Source organism: Alteribacillus bidgolensis (assembly GCF_002886255.1).
GTDB lineage: Bacteria > Bacillota > Bacilli > Bacillales > Marinococcaceae > Alteribacillus > Alteribacillus bidgolensis.
In genome coordinates this window covers 1,304,357-1,325,904 of the sequence record NZ_KZ614149.1, presented here as the reverse complement: position 1 = coordinate 1,325,904, position 21,548 = coordinate 1,304,357, and the positions used below count along the sequence as shown (strand labels likewise).

The window sequence follows — 21,548 nt, the reverse complement described above, 5'->3', positions numbered from 1 at the left end:
CTTTCAAAAAAATAGGAGGGGAAAAATGAAACGATTTGCTTTATTTGTGATTGGAGCAGCTAGTCTATTTTCTGGCTGCGAGGCACCAGGCACAGATGTTAATAATGAAGGACAAACAAAATCTATTACATATGCTTTTCATTATCCATCAGAGGTACTGAATCCGGCAGTGGATGTGAACTATACGTCGGTCAGAATGGGATTGGCAGAAACATTAGCTCATACAAAAAATGAAGAAGTAGAACCTTGGCTGGCAGAATCATGGGAGCAATTGGATGAGAATACTTGGGCCTTTACAATCCAGGAGGGGATTACCTTTCATGATGGCTCACAGCTTGACGCCAAAGCAGTGAAGACCTCGCTAGAAGAAACGATGGCAGAAAGTGGCGCGATGGACGAAGCTCTTGGTATAGAAGAAATGAAAGCTAACGGACAGGAACTTACCATCGAGACCAAAGAAAACAGTGCTTCGTTTCCGTCTAAATTGGTTCATCCTAACACGGCAATATGGAAGCCTTCTGATGATAAAAATGAAGTGATCGGAACAGGTCCCTTTGAAATGAATGATTTCAAGCCAAATCAGCAGCTAAATTTGCAAAGGTATGATGGTTATTGGGATGGTGCTTCTGAGTTAGATGAGGTTAGCGTTTTATTTAACGAAGATGCTAATTCCAGATTAGCTGCACTTAAATCTGGTGATGCCGATATTGTTTACAGGCCGCCAGTAGAAGATGTGAATACACTTGAGGAAGAATATCAGGTGGATACTGTGTCAAGTTTACGTACACACCAGCTCATTTATCAAATGGAAAACCCTGTCTTACAGGACATAAACGTTCGTAAAGCGTTAGATAAACTCATAGACCGTAAAGAAGTCATAGAGGCGATGAATCAAGAAGCAGTACCTGCAAAAGGGCCTTTCCACGAGGACTTTGATTTTTCAGTGGAACGTGAGGATGACACGTCAGATATAGAAGAGGCGGTAGATTTATTAGAAGAATCGGGTTATTCCATAAAGGACGGTGTTGCCGTGAAAGACGGTGAGCCGCTTGAACTGACTCTCGTAACCTATTCTGCTAGGCCAGAACTTCCTTTAATTGCTCAATTATTACAAGAGAGAGCGAAACAAGCAGGAGTTACAATAGACATTCAACTCATTGAACAAATTGATGATTACCTTACGAATAATACCTCTTGGGATCTATCTATTTATAGTTTTGTCACTGCACCGCAGGGAGATGCCAGTTATTTGTTAAACACGGCTTATGCTCCAGACGGCGGGCTGAATGTTGGGAACGTAGAAGATGACACATTAACCGAAAAAATCGATGCATTTAATAAAGAGAGCACGGAAGAAAAACAAAACCAATTAGCTCAAGAAGCAACGAGCATGATTCTTGATGAATATTATCATTCTTTTATTGTGCATCCAACTAATAGTGTCGCGATGAGACAAGATATTACAGGCTGGAAAACGAGCACCAGTGAATATTATATGATAACAAATGAGATAGGGATAGAAGAATAATGAAAGCAGTAAGCCGGCGTATTATAAGTTTTCTCCTTTTTGTATGGATTTTTTCTACTATAAGTTTTTTACTGATTAGTTTATCGCCAGGAGATCCTGCCACTACGATTTTACGAGCAGAGGATGTGTCAGTCACAGAAGAACAGCTTGAGCAGGTAAGAGAAGACTTGGGGCTTAATGATCCAGTTTGGAAGCAATATGTCCAATGGCTGGGTAGTTTTTTGCTGCTGGATTGGGGAGAGTCATATGTAACACAAGAACCTGCACTCGAAATGCTTTTGCAAGCATTTCCGGCAACTCTTTATTTGAGTGCTGGGGCGTTCATAGTAGCAATGGGGACTGCTATTCCCATTGGAGTCAGCGCTGCTGTCCATCGCGGGACATGGGTAGATTCCGGAGCTAGGCTTTTATCGGTAGCAGGAGCATCGGTCCCCAATTTTTTACTCGGTCTTTTCTTCATTCAAGTGTTTGCTGTTCAGCTCGGGTGGCTGCCTTCTATAGGAAGCGGAACGTGGTGGCACCTCGTTCTTCCCTCTTTTACCCTTGGGATAGGAATGTCTTCCTTTTACATCAGGCTGATTCGGTCCAGCTTTTTAGAAGCGATGGCTGAACCTTCTCTTGCCGCTGTATCAATAAGAGGTGTTTCAAAAAGACGCACCAGATGGGGATACATTTTTCGAGCGGCGCTGGTACCTGTGTTTTCTGTCCTTGGCGTAAGTATTAGCAGTTTAATTGGAGGGACGGTCGTGATTGAAGTAGTGTTTGGATTTCCTGGAGTAGGATCTCTGATCGTAGATTCCATTACCCGCCGTGATATTCCCGTTATTCAATGCTATACCATACTAATGGTGGCCGGTGTGACGTTTATTCAACTAATGAGTGATGGTATGCTTCGTCTTCTTGGACCAAGCAGTCACGGGGGAGGAAGCCATTGATATGAGAATTCTGGATAAATTTTATTTCATTGGTTTGGGAATTGTTTTTCTTGGAATTTTTCTCTTGCCGTTCATTTGGCAGGTCAGCCCTTTTTCTATATCAGTAGCTGACCGCCTGCAAGAGCCTTCCATGGATCACTGGTTTGGCACGGATCATTTAGGACGGGATATTTTTTCAAGAATCGTTCATGGAGCAGGATATACGGTTGGTTTTAGTGTCCTTTCTATACTAATCACTGCATTAATAGGTGTGCCGGCAGGAATTTTAGCAGGAGTAAAGGGAAGAGGAACAGACAAATTGCTTATGCGTATAGGTGATGCCTTTCTAGCGTTTCCTGATTTTCTGTTAGCCTTACTTTTAAGTGCCGTTCTCGGTCCAGGGCTGTTTAATGTTATTTTAGCTGTTATTTTCGTCAAGTGGATTCAATACAGCTATCTCGTGCGGGGGATAACTAGGGAGATCATGCAAGGACAGGCAGTAATGATTTCACGTATAAACGGCAGTTCCTTGTTTTCCATTGTCTGTTATCACGTATACCCTGCTATAGCAAGCCATGTCCTCGTTCTTTGCACCACAGATGTAGGAAAAGTGATGCTTCTGATTGCTTCTTTATCCTACATTGGGCTTGGTGCGCAGCCGCCCATTCCGGAATGGGGAGCGATGCTGAACGAGTCGAGGGCCTATTTAGAAGGCCACCCGCACCTGCTTTTTTTCCCCGGACTGGCGATTGTTTTAACTTCTCTTCTTTTTTATATAGCAGGCGATAAATGCAGAGATCATTTGCTCAAAGACGAACGAATAGAAAAAGAAGAAACGGAGGATAGACGCTATGCTTGATATCCGTAATTTAACGGTCCGAAATGAAGATATTTTTCTATTAAAAAATGTTACATTACGAGCAGACAATAAGGAATGGCATGCCATAGCAGGACCAAGCGGGGCAGGAAAAAGTTTAACTGCTCATGCGATATGTTCCTTGGTCCCAAAAAGTATAGAACAGATCTCCGGGTCTGTAATGTTTCGTGGTAATAACCTTGTAAAAATGAAGAAAAAAAGCCTGGACGCATTGGCAAGCCGCAGCATCGCTTACATTTTTCAAGACCCAAGGCATTTTTTCTTTCCTTATCTGTCTATTTATAAGCAGTGGGATGACATGGTGAAAATTCAATATCCTAAATTGTCTAAAAAGGAAAGAAAAATCGAAATGCTAGAAGCCCTTCATGCTGTGAAGCTACCTGACAATGTTCTTAAAAGCTATCCTTCTGAGTTAAGCGGTGGACAGATTCAGAGAGTAGCTTTAGCAGCAGTCTGGCTCATGAAGCCAAATTTAATTATTGCAGACGAACCAACTTCAGCTTTAGATGCTTTAACATCTCAACATATTATGCAGTTGTTTCAAACCTTACGTGAAGAAATAGAATGCACGATATTAATGATTTCTCATGATTTAAGGGAGGTTTTCCATTATGCCGATACGGTTTCTATTCTTGCAGACGGACGCATCATCGAGCAGGGAAATACAGCATCTGTTCTGCTTTCTCCTCAATCTGCGCTAACCAAGCAGCTTTGCCGTGCAGTTCCTTCATTATACAGGCCTAAAATGGAGGAGGATCTATTGAAACCTTTATTTTCTATGAAAAATGTTCACTATGTTTATCCAAAAACAAAGAAAGGTGTAAAGGATATAAGTTTTTCTCTTTATCCAGGAGAGTGCGTAGGAATAGTAGGAGAAAGCGGATCAGGAAAAAGCACAATCGTTCAGTTATGTCTCTATTTACTACAAGCCCAAAAAGGAGTAATAGAAATGAAGGGAAAGAGTTTGAAGAAGCTTTCTGCAAAGGAGAGGAGGTTTTATAGGCAAAAAACACAAGCTGTGCTTCAGCATAATCAAAGAAGTTTTATCCCAAGGCAAAAGGTAAGTCGTACCTTTTTAGAACCAGTGCGTAATATACCAGTTAAAGAAAGGCAGCTTCTAACGCAAAACCATGAACGAGAATTTGCAGAAAGCTGGATGAGCCTGGTCGGCCTGTGTCCCACTGTTCTTGATAGAAAACCAGAAACTTTATCCGGAGGTCAACAGCAGCGTGTGCATATTGCTAGAGCTTTAAGCATAAATCCTTCTTTTCTTGTGTTAGATGAACCTACTTCCAATCTCGATGTACTTTCTCAAGCAACAGTTTTAGAATTATTACAACAAAAAACAGGAGATTCTGAACGGGGAACTTTATTTATCGGTCATGATATTTCTGTCGTCGATAAGCTTGCAGAACGATTTATCGTCATGAAAGAAGGAGAAATAGTCGATACCTTTCATAAAAATAATATGTGGTCTCAAACCCGGCACAGCTACACCAAATTGCTATTGAAAGCAAGCACCTGGGAAGGTTTAGCTTAAGCACGCAACTTTTATTATAGTACAGAAAGGATGAAGTTTAAAAAAACATTCTTATTTACAAATCGTAATCATTACGATAAACTACATAATGTAAATCAGAATAATTACGAAAGGATAAATTTCTTATGAAAAAGAACCTAATGACGATTTTATTTTTGGGGATAATTTTTATAGTGATGGGCAGTGCTTGCGGCATGGAAGAAGAACAGGAAACGGGGAGTGAAAAAAGCGAGCAGAAACCTTTACAAATTTATACTACCTTGTTTGCCTGGGAAGATTTTGCTAAAAAAATTGGTGGAGACGAGGTAGAAGTCGTAAATCTAGTCCCTGCAGGAGGCGATGCGCATAGTTTTGAGCCGACATCGCAAACAATGGTAGATGTAGTTGAATCAGACGCATTTATTTTTAACGGAGCGGGAATGGAAGGATTCGCCGAAGAAATGAATAAAATGGCCCAAGAAGAAGGCGTTCTTTCGATAGAAGTTACAAAAGACATAGACTTAAGAAGTTTTACAGACGATCATGCTCACGAACATAACCATAACGAGGAGTCAAAAGAATCATCGGAAGAACACGATCATGGCCATGGAGAGGTTGACCCGCATATATGGTTAGATCCTGTAATAGCAGTAGAAGCAGCGGAAAATATAAAAGATGCGCTTATTAAGTTAAGACCCGAGCAAAAAGAAACATTTGAAGAAAATTTTGCAGATCTTAAAGAGCAATTATTGGATTTAGATAAAGAGTTTTCTGAAATGGTTGATGCTGCAGAAGGTCATCAGTTTATTGTGTCTCATTCCGCATATGGATATTGGGAAGAACGCTACGGATTAGAACAAATTGGTCTGGCAGGCCTTGCCCCATCTGATGAACCTTCACAAAAACAGCTGCGAGAAATTATTGAAACAATGGAAAATTCCGGCATACAGCATGTGATGCTGGAAAAGAATGTTTCTTCTAAAGTTGCAGAAGTAGTTCAAGATGAAGTTGGAGCCGAGGCTTTACATTTACACAACTTGGCATCACTCGTTCAAGAAGAAAGAGACAGCGGGCAAGATTATTTCAGCTTGATGAAACAAAATATTGATAACCTCGAAACCGCATTGCAGCTTTCAGGTGACACTGCACCAACACAAGAATTATCAGATCACCATGAAGAAGAACATGAAGGCCACGAGCATGAAGATAGTCATGACGACCATGATCACAGTCATGACTAATACGAATATATCCAGTCACGCAAAAGAGCATGGCTGGATTTTATATTAATTCCTGAAATCAGTTGGATATTCTCTTGTAAAGAGACAATATAGCTGTTTGTAAATTAAATCAATAACTTTCTATTCAGATTATTGGGTTTGCGGTAAGGCCTGGATCACTCTTGAAGCAACGTCCGTTCTTTTTTTGTTCGATGAACTTATCATGAATTCAAACCTCCTTTTTGCTGCACATTATCCGTCTACTTTTCCTTTTTAAACAGCTTCATATTCACGAATCAGAAATGTAGGAGCGGTACATGCAGTTTTTTTCAGCTTCAAAATGAAACAGCTTTTTTATTCCTCAACAGCATGTCTGCAAATCTCCCACAATTTTTCTGTCGTATATTTATCGTTGGCAAAAGAGGGGTAAACTTGTTTCCCGGTAATTTGTCTTAATTGTTTAAAAACGCTTAATGGATGATTGGGAGAAGGTGTCATGACTTCTAATTTATCGTTTAAGAGTTTTCCCGTGGTATGTTTAAATTTGTCTGAGGTGCACAATTCAAAATAGTTATCGGCCATATAGGAAGGAGAAGGGAAAAATATGTTTTGTATCCATGCAATTGTCCTATAACGAGGCTTTAATTTCTGAATGGTGTTCTTTGACATTTTTGCTCCATTGATTTGGAGGGCGTTTACTTTTATTCTCTCGCTTTCCAGCTCTTTTGCTAACTTAAAAGTTAACATGACTAGTGCCATTTTCGATTGGCAATACATTTTGTAAACACTGAATTTTTTCTTATTTTTGTAAACTCCTTGCAAATCACCAAGATCTATTTTTCGTTTAGGATCAAAAAAATGTTTAATAATATTGCTGCCGGCATGGAGGATTCTTGCGTCTTCTGATTTTTTTAAACAATCCAATAATAAAGTTGTCATGTAGTAAGGGCCAAATACATTGGTAGCAAAAGTTAGTTCAAAATTGTCTATGCTCAGACGATGTTTTTCACCGTGATTAAAATAAGCAGCGTTATGAATTAATATATCTAATTTATTATAATCTTCTTTGAATGCGCTGCAAAATTGGCGAATGGAATCAAAGGACGACACGTCAAGCTGCTTTAGGACAACCCGGTTATTTTTTGATGTTTTTATCAGTTCTTCTTGAACCTTCCGGCTTCTCTCGATGTTTCGGCAAGCCATAACAACAGTATATCCTTCTCTTGCAAATCGATCAGCAGCAGCTTTTCCAATTCCTGAATTTGCCCCGGTAATAACGATAATTTGGTCTTGCATATTTTCATATTCGCCTCCTTAATCTACCTTTTCTGACTGTCGCAAGCGGAAAAATGTATCATATAACTCATTATATATAATAATGTTTATCCTCTGTGTAATTAATGTGAAGGTAAATGTATTTCATTTTACTCTACATTTTGAAATAGGTAATGGATTGTTGGATGAATCAATAATACATAAAACGAAAAATCTAATAACATTGTTAACATCAAGGGCGAAAGTGATATGCTTAATAAAATACTCTGTCAATCGTATAGATTGCCCCATTGTTAAATCCTTTATTTGAACCCGGTTTGTTTGGCAAATTACCGGTGATTTTTTGTGGAATTTCATCGTAGATTTCATGTTTGCTATTTTTCCGATTTCATTATTGGTTTCCGGAAATGTTAGGTATCTATGAGCTTGTGAACATAGCGGCAATTGCTTTAGCTGAGCAGACTATCAAGACAGATGAAAGAAGAAAATGAATGATACTTACAGCTGCAACGCAAATATTTTTTCATGAGGCACGTTTACGAAGGAGCGTGCTTTTTTTATAGTTATGAACTTGGAAGTGTGAAATATTGGCAAAATCAGCTGTTTTTATGATGGTTCTATTGCGGCAAGAAAACACGTCTGCTGCAGGTAATCTCCTTGCCTAGTCTCCGGTTGCAATATGTGTGAGAAGCCTAAACTATTTTTTTCTATAAAAAAATGGGACTATTTTTTTTGTTTCCACGTTCCACAAGTAAATAAAAACAATAAGGGGGCAAAGGAAATGATCAGCAATGAATCATTAGAACTCGCCCGTGACGGAAATAAAGAAGCGTTTCATGATCTAGTTTATTCTTATTACCAAACCGTCCAGCGTTTTGCCTATCAGATTGGTGTCAAACCAGAAGATGTAGAAGATGTTACACAAGAAGTGTTTTTAAAAGTGTACCGATCGCTTCATAGCTTTGCGGGAGGAACTTTTACAACTTGGCTTTATTCGATTACTTTAAATACCGCAAGAGATATGATGAGAAAGCAAAAACGGCAGCAGCGGAAAATCGAACAAATGAAGCAGAAAACATCCTCTCAAACTTACACGACGCTTAATGTCAGCGAAGATGCGATGGAATTGCATGACATGATCCGATCGCTTGATGAAAAATACCGGGTTCCGCTTGTTCTTCATTACTTTCATCACCAAACGTATAAAGAAATCAGTCACGTTACCGGAACCTCTGAATCAGGAGTGAAAACACAGGTCATGCGGGCAAAACAGAAACTGAAAGCAAAAATAGAGAAGGAGGGTGTTTCTGATGAGTAAATCTTTTGAAGAGCGTATGAAAGAGCTTGAAGAAGGATACAACACCATGCCGGATACGACCTCGCCCGAAAAGATTATTCAAAACGTAGAAAAGAAAAAGAAAAAGTCGTCATGGAAAAAAATATATGCAGCAGGAGGAAGTGTGTTGGCTGCTGGGCTTGCGACCCTGCTTATTATGAGTCAGCCCGGTGTTCTTCCAGGTGGCGGAGATTCTGAAATGCCCCAAGGCAGCACTTCTAAAGAAAATGAACAACCTTCCGAAGATTCCAAGCAGGAAGAAGATATTCCAGCATTTACAAAAGAGCGTGCTGTTGAATTAATGAATGATTATAAAGAATCTTTTGTATCACTTATTAATGAAGCAGGGAATGACCAAAAAATTGATTCTTATCAAACAAAAGAGGAAGTGAAGGAGCATTTTGAAACGACCATGTCAGGTGATTTAGCTGAATGGATGACAGATTCTTACTTCAAGGAGGAAGGAGATGGCGTTTATGTTATTGCAAAAGATGGGCCAACTTGGCTCGAAGAAGATCAGCCATTTGAATTGGAAGAAGTAACGGAAAAGCACGTAAAAATAGTACAAGAACGTGACAATGAATTACTAGGAAATGTGGAAATGATTTTTCATGCAGGTTATCAAGGCGATAAATGGGTTGTCGATGAAATAGAATCAAATGAAGCAGGTGAATTCGCAAATGAAACAAATTCAGATCTTACAAATACCGCGCAAACCGTAATAAATATGATTACAAGCCAGGATATGAAAACGTTGGCCAGTCATGTTCATCCTGATAAAGGGGTACTCTTTTCCCCGTATGTAAATATTGACGAAGACACGCAAGTATTCCAACAAGAAGAAGTAGAAAACTTCTTTGAAGATGAGCAAGTATATGAATGGGGAGTCTATGACGGCCGCGGCAATACTATTGAACTGACTCCAAGTGAGTATTATGAAGAATTTATTTATGAACCGGAATTACAAGATGCAGATGAAATTCTCGTGGATGAATTAAAACAACGGGGGAACATGAAGAATAACATTAAAGACGTGTTTCCAGAAGCTGCTGTGGTGGAATATCATATAGAAAGTTCAGAAGAAGAAGGAATGGATTGGGCAAGCCTTAATATTGTGCTTGAACAAGATGAGAATAACACCTGGAAATTAGTTGCTATTGTTCATGATGAATGGACGATCTAATTACACCTTAGCTTCGCTCTGTTAAAAGGTAAAGAGCGAAGCTTTAATCCTAATTGGTACATTATACCGCTTGTTTAAACAGCTGAAGGTCCAAATTTACCATTATGAAAATCACGGTATGCTTGTTTAATTTCGTCCATGGCAGGGCAGGTGCTTGGAACACATTAAGACTTACTGAAAAACTTGGCAGTATCCAAACTTCCGGAATAGACTGGTAATGTTAAAAAAGTAAATTATCTTTGTATCAAAATAAGCCGTTTTAGGGAAGAAATCAAACTCGGCATGCACCACAAAGTCATGGTGGCTTGCCGAGTTTCAAATAAGAAGAATTATTCTATGTGAAATACTCCAGCGTTGCTTCAGGGAAATGCTCATGCATCGCATGCTCTAATGATTCTTTCATGGCTTTTTGTTCGTCATTTGTATACACGTATTTGCCAATTCCGTAACGTCCCCATTTCCATTTTCGTTTATTTTCATCCAGCTCTAACTTGGTCATAGGATAGTTTTTTTGGATGACCCTTTTTGCTGGTTTCGTGAAACGGTGCTGAATAAATTCAAACGTAAGATCTTTTTTGGCGTGTTCAGGCAGCTCGGATACCAGCTTTTCAAACATTTCCTCATAACCCTCTTCCCAGCCCTCATGTAAGTAAATGGGAGCAACGATAAATCCTAACGGATACCCAGCGTTTGCAATTTTCACTGCTGCTTCAATCCGCTCATTTAAGCGTGACGTTCCTGGTTCAAAATATTTGATAACATAATCGTCATTGATGCTGAATCGAAATCGGGTTCGTCCATTATGTTTTGCATCGAGCAAATGATCCACATGAGAAAATTTAGTCACAAATCGAAGCTTTCCATATTCTGATTCCCCAAAGTATTCGATAGCGTGTTTTAATGTGTGCGTGAGGTGATCAACTCCTACGATATCAGAGGTACAGGAGGCTTCAAACCGGGTAATCTCTGGAGCTCGTTCTTTCATATAATTCTCCGCACTTTCAAAAATATCTTCTAGATTGACATACGAACGAATATACGGTTTGCTGCCCATCGTTGTTTGTAAATAACAATAATGACAGTGTCCCATACACCCCGTAGCAAATGGGATGGCATATTCAGCAGATGGTTTTGATGTGTCAAACTTCAATGTCTTTCGTATTCCTATAACCAGGGTTGATTTTGCCATGCGGTACCGTTGAAAATCGTTTTCTCCCGGTAAATTTCTCACTTGATTATGGGAAGTTGTCTCGCGTATTTCGATGTCCATTTTCTCAAATTTATTCACTAGCTCGCGGCCAAGAGGGTAATCAAGCGCACGAGGTTCTACATAAACTAATTGAGGAACAAATGGTTTAACCAATAATATCTCCGCCCTCTGAAGATCCAAAATAATATTCGTACGCTTTTTCTGCTTCAGCTTCTGTATGATATACTGCCATGTCTTCATCTAAAGGATAATACGTATCATATAAAAAAAGACATAATTCACCAGGGGTTTCAGGATTTTCCACGACCGCCGCTTCTTGGACATTGGCAACATCTTGTGCATGCGGATTGCGATACATCACATAGACCACATTACCTGGTTGAAACGTATCTCGTTGTTCCATATCGTCACCTTCTTTCCTGAAATTGTTGTTAGTATGTATCAATAACGTAAAAAGATGTCCTCTGAAAATGTAGTGAAAATATATTTAATATGTACACGATATTAATTGTTCTAACTTCAAGCTTATGGAATAATCGTTTTTATTCCACATTTACAATTGCTGTATTTTCGATAAAAACAAGGAGCAGATAACGTGTTTGACTTCATTTTAATTTAATACAGGGGACGGGCTAGAAGCTGTATAATGAACTTAAGTTTGAATTTAAGCGGGGAAAGATAAAAAGAGTTTTTCTATATATCGTTTTGAATTAGGAGGAGTAGAATGAATTCATCAAACAAGGATGACGTGCGTCACCAGTTTGGAAGTAATGCTACTCGTTATGTTTCTAGCGCGTGGCACGCAGCAGGGGAAGATTTAAAAAAATTAGTGGAGATTACAGAGCTGACAGGAGCTGAACATGTTTTAGATGTCGCAACTGGCGGAGGACATGTGGCAAATGCGCTGGCCGCATTGGCTAATGAAGTAACTGCATTGGATTTAACCTCAGAAATTTTAGCCGCAGCGAAAGAAATCCACCCCAAAAACGGGCACAGTAATATACACTATGCACTGGGAGATGCTGAGAAAATGCAATATCCCGATGGACAATTTGATGTTGTAACTTGCAGAATTGCCCCGCATCATTTTCCTAATGTAAAAGCTTTTATATCGGAAACATATCGTGTACTTAAAGAGAAAGGCCAATTCCTGCTTATTGATAATACAGCACCGGAAGTGAAAGAATTTGATGAGTTTTACAACGAAGTAGAAAAACGGAGAGATTTTAGCCATTGCAGAGCTTGGAAAAAGTCAGAATGGATTTCTTTTCTCGAAACAGCAGGTTTTGTAATAGAGGAATGGCACCGTTTCCCAAAAACATTTCTGTTCGATGACTGGTGTAATCGAATGAATCTCTCCAACGAATCAAAACAATCATTAGCACGCTATATGATGAACTCATCAGAAGCGTGCCATAAAAAATTTCATATAAAAATAAATGAGAAATCGGTGTATTCGTTCGAAGGGGAATCTGTTCTTTTAAAAGCAGTGAAGCCTTAATTATTACTGCTGCTGGTTGCAGCGGCTGCAGATGCAGTCATCGCTGCAATCATCACGGCTTGCTGGGCCTGGAGAATAGACTCTAGTGCCGTGTAAAGACTCGTTTCTGGCAGGCTGTTTTGATCCATTTTCTCATTAATATAAAAGCTAACCGCCATGATGACATTCATGTCTTTTTGCCATTTGAAGTGTTTCACATCATTCATTTCTTCATACATTTCTCGGATAGCTTTCATTTCGAATAGATCGGAAGACAAAGCCAACATGCCGATGACGGGATAATACATCGTTTTAGGCTTTATTCCTTCTTGTTTAAAAGCTTGAAAAACATCGGCAGCTCGTTGAACGAGTGTCTGGTGGTTTTCTTTGCTGCTTAAGGAAAGGATATGGCTTAAAAACTGCAGATCGTTTCCTTTTGTAAATCCATTTTTGCTTAATTGATCATAATAAGTTTCCATGATCTCTATCATCCCAGGCCGTTCCTCCAATGCTAACAGCACAGCAAGCGGATAATCACTTGTACCTGTTAAAAATGGATGCTCTTTTTTCATCCCTTCATAGATAGTACTTGTTTTATTGATGATCCCTTTTGCGTCAGAGGATGGGAGGTCCTGGGTAAAAAGAGTGGAAGCAGCAAGATACGTATAAACTCCGCTTTTAAATTTAGCATGTCTAAACTCCTTATATAAGGAAAAAAGGTCGTTAATTTTTGTTTCGGGTTCTTCCGTTTTTACATCAAAAAGAGCAGCTGTCGTGTACCTTGGGTGCGACCGCATGGAAGAAAAGATACCAGCCCGTTTTTTTATTTTGTCAGCGAGTTGGAGCAGTCTTTCTAAGTGAAATGCCCTGTCATTCATCACGTAAAGCGAAGCAATCGTCATTAAAATGCGGTTGTCCATCACTTTCCATTTCATTTCCCTTTTTAATTCTTCATATATATCCACATACTTTTCTATTTTAGATGAACTCAATTTCCATTCTCCTCTCTTCTTTGTTCTTTTTTCTACGAATCAAAGCAACTTTCCGTTTCATTAAATGTATTAAACAAGGAGACGGAAAAGAAAAAGAGATGAATGCTATGTCCTTTTAACGGTAAATGGACTTATCCTAACCATTTCTCTATAGGTTTAAATATTTCTCTAATGAAATCAGTCGGTCCAGGAATGTCTGGAAAAAAGACTAAAAGAATGGCCAGTGACCAGCCTATGATTGTTAAAACCACAAAGGTTCGCCTTTCCTTTTTTTGGTTTTTCTCAATTCTTGGCCATTCATAAAAGTATACCCAAACCATAATGACAGTAATTCCAAGCACATCCAGTATTTTCATTATTCTTTCACCTTTTCTTCAGGTATTCCTTGCGGGGAGGTGGAGCTGCCTGGTCTTTTAACTTTGACTTGGCTTTCCACTTTTACTTCGACTTCCGGAAATTTTTCTTCCCAACGTTGCTTGACCTTACTCCACTCTTTTGGGTATTTCTTGTGAAACGCATCACCAAAGCCAAAAACGTCGGCCTTCATCTCTTTTTGTACTTTTTCAAGGGTCAGATAGACTCGTTTTTTAAGATCTTTTTCTAATAAATTTTCAAGCTTTTTAACAGTATTAGGATTCATGACATTAAGATTCGTTCCATTTTCGGCAACATCATCATCCGTTTGGATATTTACCGTCATTTTCCATTTGCCGTTTTCTATAGCAGGTTGAAGAGTTGTTCTAGATCGAATCAGATTAAAAGAAATCTTACCTTCTTCATTTGGTTGAATAGTTACGGTTGCCAGGTCAATTTCATCTAGCACCCATAGCAGGCCTCTTGTTATTTCTGGATTTATAGAACCGACCATTTTGTTGTTTTTAAAAATGGCTGTTCCATTGAGAGCCAATTTCTCGTCTCCTGTTTCAGTTATTTCTTTTTTTACTAATGGGGCAGAGGCTCCTCTGTGATTTTCCGAAAGCATTTGCAGAAAATCTTTCAACGTAACATCCTGCATTACTTGAAGGGAACTTAGATCCTTTAGTTTTTCAGAAGGAATACTCTCCAATAAGAGTTGGACATCTAGTAACTCTCTTGCTTTTCCGTTGACAATAAACACCCTGGATTGAAGGCGGGGTTCCGGATAACGAGCGAAAAAATCAATATGCTCGTGCAGGTTTTTTTTTGCGATACTATCCCCGAAGACGATTACTTCACTATGGCCCCAAAATATCTGACGAGAAGTCTCCTGTTGCAGTTTGGACATCGCATCCACAATCGTTTCCCCTGTTAATGTTCGTTGTTCCACTGCTTTTTGACCACCGCCGCCTCCCATTCCTCCTGACTGATCTCCACTAACATTACTAGGTATGACAAATTGAATAGTGACTTCCACTTGTTCGGTCTCCGTTACTTCTTCTGGTTTATCAACGCCTACAGCTACAACATATAAGAGATCATTTACTTCTCTTTGATCCCAGCAGCCGTTTAGCAGGGGACAAAGCATAAGTATAAATAGCTGTAATTGATATTTACGTAGAAAGTTTGTCATTTGGTTGCCCCCATCCTTTTTTGTAATTTAGAAATGTTTAACTTTGTTGAAGGATCAGAGTATAAGAAAAACGAAGGCTTCTGCCATTTGGACTTGGCGGTAAGCTGCGTTTTTCTAAAAGCAGTTTTAATGATTACCGGATAATCTTCGAATTTTTGCTATCACCAAAAGTATCATCGGAATGACTAGATAAAAAAGTGGCAGTTTAAAGGGAATGACTTTGCTGATATAGTCTGATTGCTCGGGTAAACTAGGCATCCAAGCTGCCATAACAGTTAATAAAAAACCAAAAGGTAAAACAAGCGGTTTATAATTGGAAAGCGGTAACCATTGGGCAGTAGCTAGAACAAGTACATAATAAAAGACGGATATTTTGATAAATACACTTAACACCCAAATAGCCATAATCACTGCTTCTAGGTGTTCAAAAAAATCACCAATACTGATATATCGAGCAGCACTCATAATGGGGTATGTCAGTTTTACGGTTGTTTCGCCGAAAACGAATAAGCTTGTTATATTGGTAACTACCATGAGGATAATAACACTTACAATAGAAATGATTCCCCACTTCATCCCTTCCTCTCGTTCTTTTAAATATGGAAGCATAAAAGAAATCAGCATAAACTCGCTGAACCAGGCTGCAGGTGTAGAGGATGCTTTCATAATCGGCTTTATGCCATTCTCAAATACGGGGTACATATTCTCGACATCCATCTCAGGAATTAAAAATATAAGCAGAAGAAAAAACAATAATGTCACAGTCGGAATAAACAATTGTGCTGTTCTTCCTATTACTTCGATACCGCCGCGAACGGCGAAGGCACAAACAAAAGCCATCGAGGCAAAAATTACGAGGGAAGGGGTTTTTAACAAAAAGTTGCCTGAAACAAATTCTGCATATTGTCTAAACATGCCGCTGGTAGTTTGCAGGAAAAATAAAATATAGACGAAAGAAAGAATTTTTGCTGGTATACGTCCGATAATATCTTCACTGTATTGAATGAATGTTTTTTTCGGAAACAATTTGTGTAATTGAATGATTACAAATAATGCTAAAAATCCAGCTATAGAAGCAGTAATAGGAACGATCCATAAATCTTGTTTTGCCTCTTTTGCAATAATGGCAGGAACTATAAGAATAACGGTAGCTAAAATGGCTGAGTGCATCATGATAGCCATTTGCAATCCGGAAATTCTTCCTGTTTCCATTGCTAATTCCTCCCATTTTTGAATCGTTATTCTTTCATTCATCTCCCATTCCTTTTTTTAGGGCCTGGTTTTTGGCCGGGAGCCTGGCGGTATTTATTATAGCCGCCGGTGAAATGGGGCCTTTTATTCAACTTGTACCAAGGTGCCCGTATAATGACATCTTTCAATTGAGAACCGTTTAAAGGAGCAACTGGAGATAAATAAGGGACACCAAAGGAACGCAATGTGCACAAATGAGTGCCAAGCATTATAAGGCCTAGCATAATGCCAAGCAAACCGAGAAAGGAGGCTAAAAATATTAAAGGAAAACGAAGCAATCGGATGCTGACGCTCGCTGTATAACGAGGTATCGTAAAAGAAGCAATTCCGGTTACCGCTACCACAATAACCATAGGTGCAGACACAATTCCTGCTGTAACTGCTGCTTCGCCAATTACAAGAGCACCGACAATGCTGACTGCAGAACCTATCTGTTTGGGAAGCCTTAATCCAGCTTCCCGCAAAGCTTCAAACGTGAATTCCATCAGGAGAACTTCGACCAGCACGGGAAAAGGGACTTCTTCCCGAGAAGCTGCAATAGAAAATAAAAGAGCCGAAGGTATCATTTCTTGGTGATAGGTCATAAGAGCGACATAAAGCGCAGGAAACATAAGCGCGATAAGTAAGAAAACAAACCGCAACCAGCGAATGGCTGTCCCAGCCATATAGCGATTATAATAATCATCTCCAGATTGCATTAATGCAAATAGTGTGGAAGGAACAATGATGACTAAGGGAGTGCCATCTATAATAAGAACTACTCGTCCTTCTAATAAATTAGCAGCTGCTGCATCCGGTCTTTCTGTACGAAGCATCTGTGGAAATGGAGAGGTCGGATCGTCTTCAATCATTTCCTCTAAATAAGTGCTTTCCAATATACCGTCGATATCGATACGTTCCAATCGATTTTCTACTTCTTCAAGCAGTGTCGGTTCTGCTAAACCTTCCACGTAGCATATTGCAATTTCAGTTGCCGTATATCTCCCAATTTGTTTTGTCTTCATTTTAAATTGAGGACTTCTGATCCTCCGCCGTAACATGGTAGCGTTCGTTTTAAGCACTTCGTTAAAACCTTCACGAGGCCCTTGCACGACTGCTTCTGAAATGGGTTCCTCAATGCCGCGCTGATCCCATTTTTGCAGCCCGAAAGCAACGGCATGATCAAACCCTTCTATTAAAACTATTGGTTTCCCGTAAGATAACGCCTGTGTTAATCGCTTAAATGAATTAATTTCTTCTACTTCCGATACCGATAATACATTTTTAACTAAAACGGATAGACTTTCGTAATCTTTATCAATGCTTTCCTTCATTAATGGAGAAAGAATATGTTTATCGATTTCTTCCAAATTAGACATACCATCAATGTATATAAGAAGTGCTTTTTCTTTTCTTGCAATAGAAAACTCGCGAAAAACCACATCAAAACTGTTCTCATAAAGGGAACGAAGAAACTTTTCGTTTTCGTCAATATTTTTAGATATAGGTGTTTGATTATTAGAAGGTTGAGAAGAGTTTCCTAGCAACTGTTCATTTTTTGATTTGTTTTTTTTTGGTTTGCTTGTTTTTAAAATTTTATTTAATTTACGTATCACTTTCTTTGTCCCCTTATGATCTCTCTTGAACATATAGTGAAACGGCAGCAGCAAATGTTTTTGGGGCTGTGCATGATTACAGGCATTCAGTAAATAAGAGGTAATGATGTATATATTTTTAAGCTGTTCATTATTTTTCCTTGAACCTTCAGATTTATGTCAGTAATACTTTTCCAGTTTGCGTTTGTTGAGATCTGACAATTGGGATAGCTCCAGAGGGAGTAGTTTACCCAAATCTCTCCTCTTTGCTTATATATCAGGCAGATAAAAGGAAGTTATATGAAAACTCCGTGATCCAAAGGAAGGAACAAAAACATTAATTGTTTTTAGACCAGTCTTTATCAATAAATATATACACGAGCGGCAGTTCTGTAGGGTCCTGTGCTCTTCAGTTTTGCTGTTTTATACTACCTGTAATTTTATTCTGATGATATATAAATGGAAGTTAAATATTGCAACATGTTAAGATAAAACGGGTAATGATTTGTATGGAGGGAAGGCAATGGATTATTTATACAATTGGTGGTATTGGTTTTTAGATCTTCCTTGGATTGATATGGGAATTGCGTTTGCTATATTTTTGCTTATCTTTATTTTCCGCAAAATTTTTACAGCCTATCTGTTTCGATTTGTGATGCGGTTTGCAAAGAAATCGCCGACTGATATATTTACGAATATGCTCGTTGCATTTGAAAAGCCGATCCGTTTTTTTATCGGCGTGCTGGGAATTTACTTGGCAATTTTATACTTGCCTATTCCACGTGAACAATTAGGTTTAATTAATACTATATACAGGTCCATTATTATTGTTTGCGTAGGATGGGGGCTGTTCAATTTTGTTTCGACGTCTTCAAGTTTGTTTGATAAAATTTCTGAAAAAATGGAAGACGGCGAAGACAGCATGCTTATTCCCTTTTTATCGAAGCTGCTGCGTTTTGTTATTATCGCGCTGACCATTACTGTTGTGGCATATGAGTGGGATTATGATATTAATGGATTTATTGCAGGGTTAGGTCTTGGCGGACTGGCTTTTGCGCTGGCTGCTCAAGATACGCTCAGCAACTTTTTTGGCGGTATTATCATCGTCACTGAACGTCCATTTAAAAATGGTGATTGGATTGAAACACCGACAGTCGAAGGGATTGTAGAGGATATATCTTTTCGCAGTACGAAAGTGCGCACGTTTGAAGATTCGCTTGTAACTGTGCCGAACCGAACGTTAGCGCATGAAGCCATTACAAACTGGTCAGAAATGGACAAGCGTTTGATTAGTTTTAACGTCGGTGTGGAGTATGCTACTTCAAGGAAAAAGCTAGAGCGCGTAGTAGAAAGAATCGAAGATATGCTGCAAGAGCACGAAGACATAGACAAAGAACTTATTATCGTAAAATTAAATGAAATGGGTGCTTCTTCATATAATATATTTCTTTACTTTTTCACAAAAACAACTGCATGGGTGGAATGGTTTGACATCAAGCAGAAAATGAACCTTGAAGTGATTAAAATTTTAGAAGAAGAAGAAGTAAACATTGCTTTCCCATCAAGGTCAATGTATGTGGAAAGGTATCCAGAAGACTTTTACGCAGCGCTTGAAGACAACCATCTGAAGAAGACAACTAGAAAAGAAACAGTGGATGAATAACAGGTGCGACATTTCTGTGAATTCTTCTCACAAACCGGTAGATATTTTTAGAAGAACTATTTATAATAGGGTAGGCTTTAAAGATCGTTAGAAAAACTCGGCGGCAAGCTGAGTTTTTCTAATATTGTTGACTGACTTGTTTTTAATGCTAAACAGTGTAAAAAGGAGAAGATGATAATGGAACAACAGGAAACGATTTCGTTGTTCAAAAGCTTATCCGTTCATAAAGTGCTAGAGCTTGTACACCTTTTAGAACACTATGAAAGTGATGTGTTCATGGAAAAAAAGAATACGGCAGCAAACGGAAAAAGTGTACTTGGCATGATGTCCGTATTTACAACCATTCGAATTGGTGACAAGATTCATATGCGTGTGAAAGGAGAAGACTCCGATAAAGTATGTTCGGCGGTACATTCTTTTCTGCAAGACGCCGGGGCAGAAGAAGTTCTCGGTTATTGGGAGGAAGAAGGCGTTGAAACCGTAGAAAAAGCAATGACTGCTTCCTTGAATCATTGGTCTCCAGATGTTCGTTATGTTGCAAAATCTTATTTAAAAACAACACGTCATTAACGAATAACGAAAAGCTGTTACAATTGCTGAATAATTCCGATCAGCAAATTGATACGGCTTTTCTTTTTTTAATTCTTTAAGAAAGTTAACTTTGTTAAAGGATCAAAGTATATTGCCATGAGTACTGGATGGCAACCCGAGTTTTTTTAATAGTAAGAAAGTATAGAAGTTTGGCGTTTTCCATGTCTAGCTTCAGCGCCCAGCCGCTCGAGGTTCAATAACCTCCAGTCATAAAAGTCAAAAAGCGACTTTTTTGCCTGGAGAACATTAACTTGTTGCGGCTGACCAGCGATTGCGCTTTTCTAATAAATATGCTTGTTATTTTGGCCTGACTGTCCGATATAATAGAGGAATTAGTAATTTATTATTATAATCATAGAAACAAAAGCTCGGAAGGTGATACTTATGCGGTACACTTTAACACAGCATATCGAGCAGGGAGATAAATTAGCACGCCATATTTATGCCAGTGACGGCCGTATTTTATTAAATGCAGGCGTCCCTCTTACTGTTGGTTTAATCTCAAAATTACATCATATGGGAGTACAGGCCGTTTATTTAGAAGAAGAAGCATTGAGTGATGTCACCGTAGAAGAAGTTGTTACTGAAAAAACGAGAAGAACAACAGTTTCTCAGCTGGCCGAATCCTTTCAATATGTACAAAGTGGTGGAGACTTAGATATAAAAGCGATAAATAAATCGGTATATGCTTTAATGGACGAAATCCTATTAAACAGTAATATTCTTTTAAACTTAACAGATATTCGAACGACCGATAATGCGTTATATATGCATTCTATGAATGTATGTATTATGGCAGTCTTAACCGGAACGAAAAATGGGGTTAGACCGGACAAAGCTGCAAGAACTTGCAACCGGGGCCCTGCTGCATGATATCGGAAAGATTCTACCGGGAAGCAGAAGTTCAGATGAGCATCATTCTTGCATTGGCTTCAATTTTTTAAGAAAAAACAAAGAAATAAGCACGCTTTTCTCTCACATTGCGCTTGCCCACCATGAGCATCATATTAACGGAAGCGGCCTGCCGCTGTCAATGAAAGAAAAAGATATTCACTCGCTTGCCAGAATTACAGCTGTCGCTAACTATTATAATAATCTCGTAAATGGTGGTGGAGAATATGATGAACTGAAGCGTGTGAACATCTTTTAGGTTTTACTGTAGTCTGGAAGTTTTTACGAACGATTGCATTTTATCCAGCTGGAAGCCAGGTAAAATTGATTACAGGTGAGGCAGGAATTGTCGTCAGCCAGCACAAAGGGCTGCCCCAGCGCCCGGTCATTCGGGTGTTTAAAGCCTATTCCAATCAAGGAAGAGATTATGTTATTACCGACCTAGATCTCGCAGAACGTACAACCGTATTTATCGAAACGGGTGTCGAGTAGTTC

The 21,548-nt window shown here is 39.0% G+C and carries 21 protein-coding genes; 13 read left to right on the top strand and 8 right to left on the bottom strand.

The annotated features are described in order from the left end of the window. Positions 1–25: 25 nt before the first annotated feature. From nikA to CEF16_RS06740, 5 genes are all read left to right on the top strand, one after another. Positions 26–1,528 carry a nickel ABC transporter substrate-binding protein gene (gene nikA / locus CEF16_RS06760; protein ID WP_091582512.1) on the top strand — a complete coding sequence of 501 codons (1,503 nt, stop codon included), beginning with the start codon at positions 26–28 and terminating at the stop codon, positions 1,526–1,528. Beyond that, positions 1,528–2,463 carry a nickel ABC transporter permease gene (gene nikB, locus CEF16_RS06755; protein ID WP_091582515.1) on the top strand — a complete coding sequence of 312 codons (936 nt, stop codon included), beginning with the start codon at positions 1,528–1,530 and terminating at the stop codon, positions 2,461–2,463. The genes nikA and nikB overlap by 1 nt, the downstream gene beginning before the upstream one ends. A 1-nt stretch (position 2,464) precedes the next feature. Next, the gene (locus CEF16_RS06750) at positions 2,465–3,301 is read left to right on the top strand and encodes an ABC transporter permease (RefSeq protein ID WP_170031660.1); all 837 of its coding nucleotides are present in this window, start codon (positions 2,465–2,467) and stop codon (positions 3,299–3,301) included. Beyond that, positions 3,294–4,859 carry an ABC transporter ATP-binding protein gene (locus tag CEF16_RS06745; RefSeq protein WP_091582521.1) on the top strand — a complete coding sequence of 522 codons (1,566 nt, stop codon included), beginning with the start codon at positions 3,294–3,296 and terminating at the stop codon, positions 4,857–4,859. Before CEF16_RS06750 ends, CEF16_RS06745 begins: the two co-directional genes overlap by 8 nt. A 125-nt stretch (positions 4,860–4,984) precedes the next feature. After that, positions 4,985–6,079, top strand: coding sequence for a metal ABC transporter substrate-binding protein (locus CEF16_RS06740; RefSeq protein ID WP_091582523.1), 1,095 nt, complete (start codon positions 4,985–4,987; stop codon positions 6,077–6,079). 333 nt (positions 6,080–6,412) lie between these two features. On the opposite strand, the gene CEF16_RS06735 is transcribed toward CEF16_RS06740, so the two are convergent. Then, a complete protein-coding gene (locus tag CEF16_RS06735) occupies positions 6,413–7,354 on the bottom strand; it encodes an SDR family oxidoreductase (protein WP_091582526.1) in 942 nt (313 codons plus the stop codon). A gap of 760 nt (positions 7,355–8,114) precedes the next feature. On the opposite strand from CEF16_RS06735, the gene CEF16_RS06730 reads away from it, so the two are divergent. Both CEF16_RS06730 and CEF16_RS06725 read left to right on the top strand, forming a co-directional pair. Continuing rightward, entirely contained in the window at positions 8,115–8,651 is a 537-nt protein-coding gene (locus CEF16_RS06730; protein WP_091582529.1) for an RNA polymerase sigma factor, read from the top strand. Next, positions 8,644–9,852, top strand: a complete 1,209-nt coding sequence (locus CEF16_RS06725) for a hypothetical protein (protein WP_091582531.1) — start codon at positions 8,644–8,646, stop codon at positions 9,850–9,852. Before CEF16_RS06730 ends, CEF16_RS06725 begins: the two co-directional genes overlap by 8 nt. Positions 9,853–10,186: 334 nt before the next feature. Here CEF16_RS06725 and splB read toward each other — a convergent pair whose 3' ends face one another. Next, positions 10,187–11,215, bottom strand: coding sequence for a spore photoproduct lyase (gene splB / locus CEF16_RS06720; protein WP_091582534.1), 1,029 nt, complete (start codon positions 11,213–11,215; stop codon positions 10,187–10,189). After that, the gene (locus CEF16_RS06715) at positions 11,208–11,465 is read right to left on the bottom strand and encodes a transcriptional regulator SplA domain-containing protein (protein ID WP_091582537.1); all 258 of its coding nucleotides are present in this window, start codon (positions 11,463–11,465) and stop codon (positions 11,208–11,210) included. The genes splB and CEF16_RS06715 overlap by 8 nt, the downstream gene beginning before the upstream one ends. A 321-nt stretch (positions 11,466–11,786) precedes the next feature. Between CEF16_RS06715 and CEF16_RS06710 the strand changes: the two genes are divergently transcribed. After that, positions 11,787–12,563: a class I SAM-dependent methyltransferase gene (locus CEF16_RS06710; protein ID WP_091582539.1), complete on the top strand. Its 777-nt coding sequence runs from the start codon at positions 11,787–11,789 to the stop codon at positions 12,561–12,563. Here the strand turns inward: CEF16_RS06710 and CEF16_RS06705 are convergent. The 5 genes from CEF16_RS06705 to CEF16_RS06685 all read right to left on the bottom strand — a co-directional run bounded on the left by CEF16_RS06705 (position 12,560) and on the right by CEF16_RS06685 (position 17,929). Next, a complete protein-coding gene (locus tag CEF16_RS06705) occupies positions 12,560–13,534 on the bottom strand; it encodes a DUF4003 family protein (RefSeq protein WP_091582542.1) in 975 nt (324 codons plus the stop codon). The genes CEF16_RS06710 and CEF16_RS06705 overlap by 4 nt on opposite strands. 131 nt (positions 13,535–13,665) lie before the next feature. After that, positions 13,666–13,890 carry a hypothetical protein gene (locus tag CEF16_RS06700; RefSeq protein ID WP_091582543.1) on the bottom strand — a complete coding sequence of 75 codons (225 nt, stop codon included), beginning with the start codon at positions 13,888–13,890 and terminating at the stop codon, positions 13,666–13,668. Continuing rightward, positions 13,890–15,083: a Ger(x)C family spore germination protein gene (locus tag CEF16_RS06695; RefSeq protein WP_091582546.1), complete on the bottom strand. Its 1,194-nt coding sequence runs from the start codon at positions 15,081–15,083 to the stop codon at positions 13,890–13,892. Before CEF16_RS06695 ends, CEF16_RS06700 begins: the two co-directional genes overlap by 1 nt. A gap of 126 nt (positions 15,084–15,209) precedes the next feature. Beyond that, complete coding sequence (locus tag CEF16_RS06690; protein WP_245917784.1) at positions 15,210–16,337, bottom strand: GerAB/ArcD/ProY family transporter; 1,128 nt, start codon at positions 16,335–16,337, stop codon at positions 15,210–15,212. Then, the gene (locus CEF16_RS06685; RefSeq protein WP_245917783.1) at positions 16,334–17,929 is read right to left on the bottom strand and encodes a spore germination protein; all 1,596 of its coding nucleotides are present in this window, start codon (positions 17,927–17,929) and stop codon (positions 16,334–16,336) included. Before CEF16_RS06685 ends, CEF16_RS06690 begins: the two co-directional genes overlap by 4 nt. A 502-nt stretch (positions 17,930–18,431) precedes the next feature. Here CEF16_RS06685 and CEF16_RS06680 point away from each other — a divergent pair. The 5 genes from CEF16_RS06680 to CEF16_RS24310 all read left to right on the top strand — a co-directional run bounded on the left by CEF16_RS06680 (position 18,432) and on the right by CEF16_RS24310 (position 21,545). Beyond that, positions 18,432–19,571 carry a mechanosensitive ion channel family protein gene (locus CEF16_RS06680; RefSeq protein WP_091582551.1) on the top strand — a complete coding sequence of 380 codons (1,140 nt, stop codon included), beginning with the start codon at positions 18,432–18,434 and terminating at the stop codon, positions 19,569–19,571. 177 nt (positions 19,572–19,748) lie between these two features. Further along, positions 19,749–20,141: an HPr family phosphocarrier protein gene (locus CEF16_RS06675; protein ID WP_170031657.1), complete on the top strand. Its 393-nt coding sequence runs from the start codon at positions 19,749–19,751 to the stop codon at positions 20,139–20,141. A gap of 405 nt (positions 20,142–20,546) precedes the next feature. After that, positions 20,547–21,035 (top strand): hypothetical protein, encoded by a 489-nt coding sequence (locus tag CEF16_RS24320; RefSeq protein WP_245917782.1) that lies wholly within the window; start codon positions 20,547–20,549, stop codon positions 21,033–21,035. Continuing rightward, complete coding sequence (locus tag CEF16_RS24315; protein WP_245917781.1) at positions 20,980–21,312, top strand: HD-GYP domain-containing protein; 333 nt, start codon at positions 20,980–20,982, stop codon at positions 21,310–21,312. Before CEF16_RS24320 ends, CEF16_RS24315 begins: the two co-directional genes overlap by 56 nt. 65 nt (positions 21,313–21,377) lie before the next feature. Continuing rightward, positions 21,378–21,545 (top strand): hypothetical protein, encoded by a 168-nt coding sequence (locus tag CEF16_RS24310; protein ID WP_245917780.1) that lies wholly within the window; start codon positions 21,378–21,380, stop codon positions 21,543–21,545. The last annotated feature ends 3 nt before the right edge of the window (positions 21,546–21,548 follow it).

Excerpts from the sequence above, each read along its gene's own strand:
- nikA (WP_091582512.1), top strand. The coding sequence starts at position 26 with ATGAAACGATTTGCTTTATTTGTGATTGGAGCAGCTAGTCTATTTTCT.
- CEF16_RS06730 (WP_091582529.1), top strand. The coding sequence starts at position 8,115 with ATGATCAGCAATGAATCATTAGAACTCGCCCGTGACGGAAATAAAGAA.
- CEF16_RS24315 (WP_245917781.1), top strand. The coding sequence starts at position 20,980 with ATGGGGTTAGACCGGACAAAGCTGCAAGAACTTGCAACCGGGGCCCTG.
- CEF16_RS06735 (WP_091582526.1), bottom strand. The coding sequence starts at position 7,354 with ATGCAAGACCAAATTATCGTTATTACCGGGGCAAATTCAGGAATTGGA.
- CEF16_RS06715 (WP_091582537.1), bottom strand. The coding sequence starts at position 11,465 with ATGGAACAACGAGATACGTTTCAACCAGGTAATGTGGTCTATGTGATG.
- CEF16_RS24320 (WP_245917782.1), top strand. The coding sequence starts at position 20,547 with ATGCGGTACACTTTAACACAGCATATCGAGCAGGGAGATAAATTAGCA.
- CEF16_RS06680 (WP_091582551.1), top strand. The coding sequence starts at position 18,432 with ATGGATTATTTATACAATTGGTGGTATTGGTTTTTAGATCTTCCTTGG.
- CEF16_RS06700 (WP_091582543.1), bottom strand. The coding sequence starts at position 13,890 with ATGAAAATACTGGATGTGCTTGGAATTACTGTCATTATGGTTTGGGTA.
- CEF16_RS06675 (WP_170031657.1), top strand. The coding sequence starts at position 19,749 with ATGGAACAACAGGAAACGATTTCGTTGTTCAAAAGCTTATCCGTTCAT.
- CEF16_RS06695 (WP_091582546.1), bottom strand. The coding sequence starts at position 15,083 with ATGACAAACTTTCTACGTAAATATCAATTACAGCTATTTATACTTATG.
- CEF16_RS06740 (WP_091582523.1), top strand. The coding sequence starts at position 4,985 with ATGAAAAAGAACCTAATGACGATTTTATTTTTGGGGATAATTTTTATA.
- CEF16_RS06710 (WP_091582539.1), top strand. The coding sequence starts at position 11,787 with ATGAATTCATCAAACAAGGATGACGTGCGTCACCAGTTTGGAAGTAAT.
- CEF16_RS06690 (WP_245917784.1), bottom strand. The coding sequence starts at position 16,337 with ATGAATGAAAGAATAACGATTCAAAAATGGGAGGAATTAGCAATGGAA.
- nikB (WP_091582515.1), top strand. The coding sequence starts at position 1,528 with ATGAAAGCAGTAAGCCGGCGTATTATAAGTTTTCTCCTTTTTGTATGG.
- CEF16_RS06750 (WP_170031660.1), top strand. The coding sequence starts at position 2,465 with ATGAGAATTCTGGATAAATTTTATTTCATTGGTTTGGGAATTGTTTTT.
- CEF16_RS06745 (WP_091582521.1), top strand. The coding sequence starts at position 3,294 with ATGCTTGATATCCGTAATTTAACGGTCCGAAATGAAGATATTTTTCTA.
- CEF16_RS06725 (WP_091582531.1), top strand. The coding sequence starts at position 8,644 with ATGAGTAAATCTTTTGAAGAGCGTATGAAAGAGCTTGAAGAAGGATAC.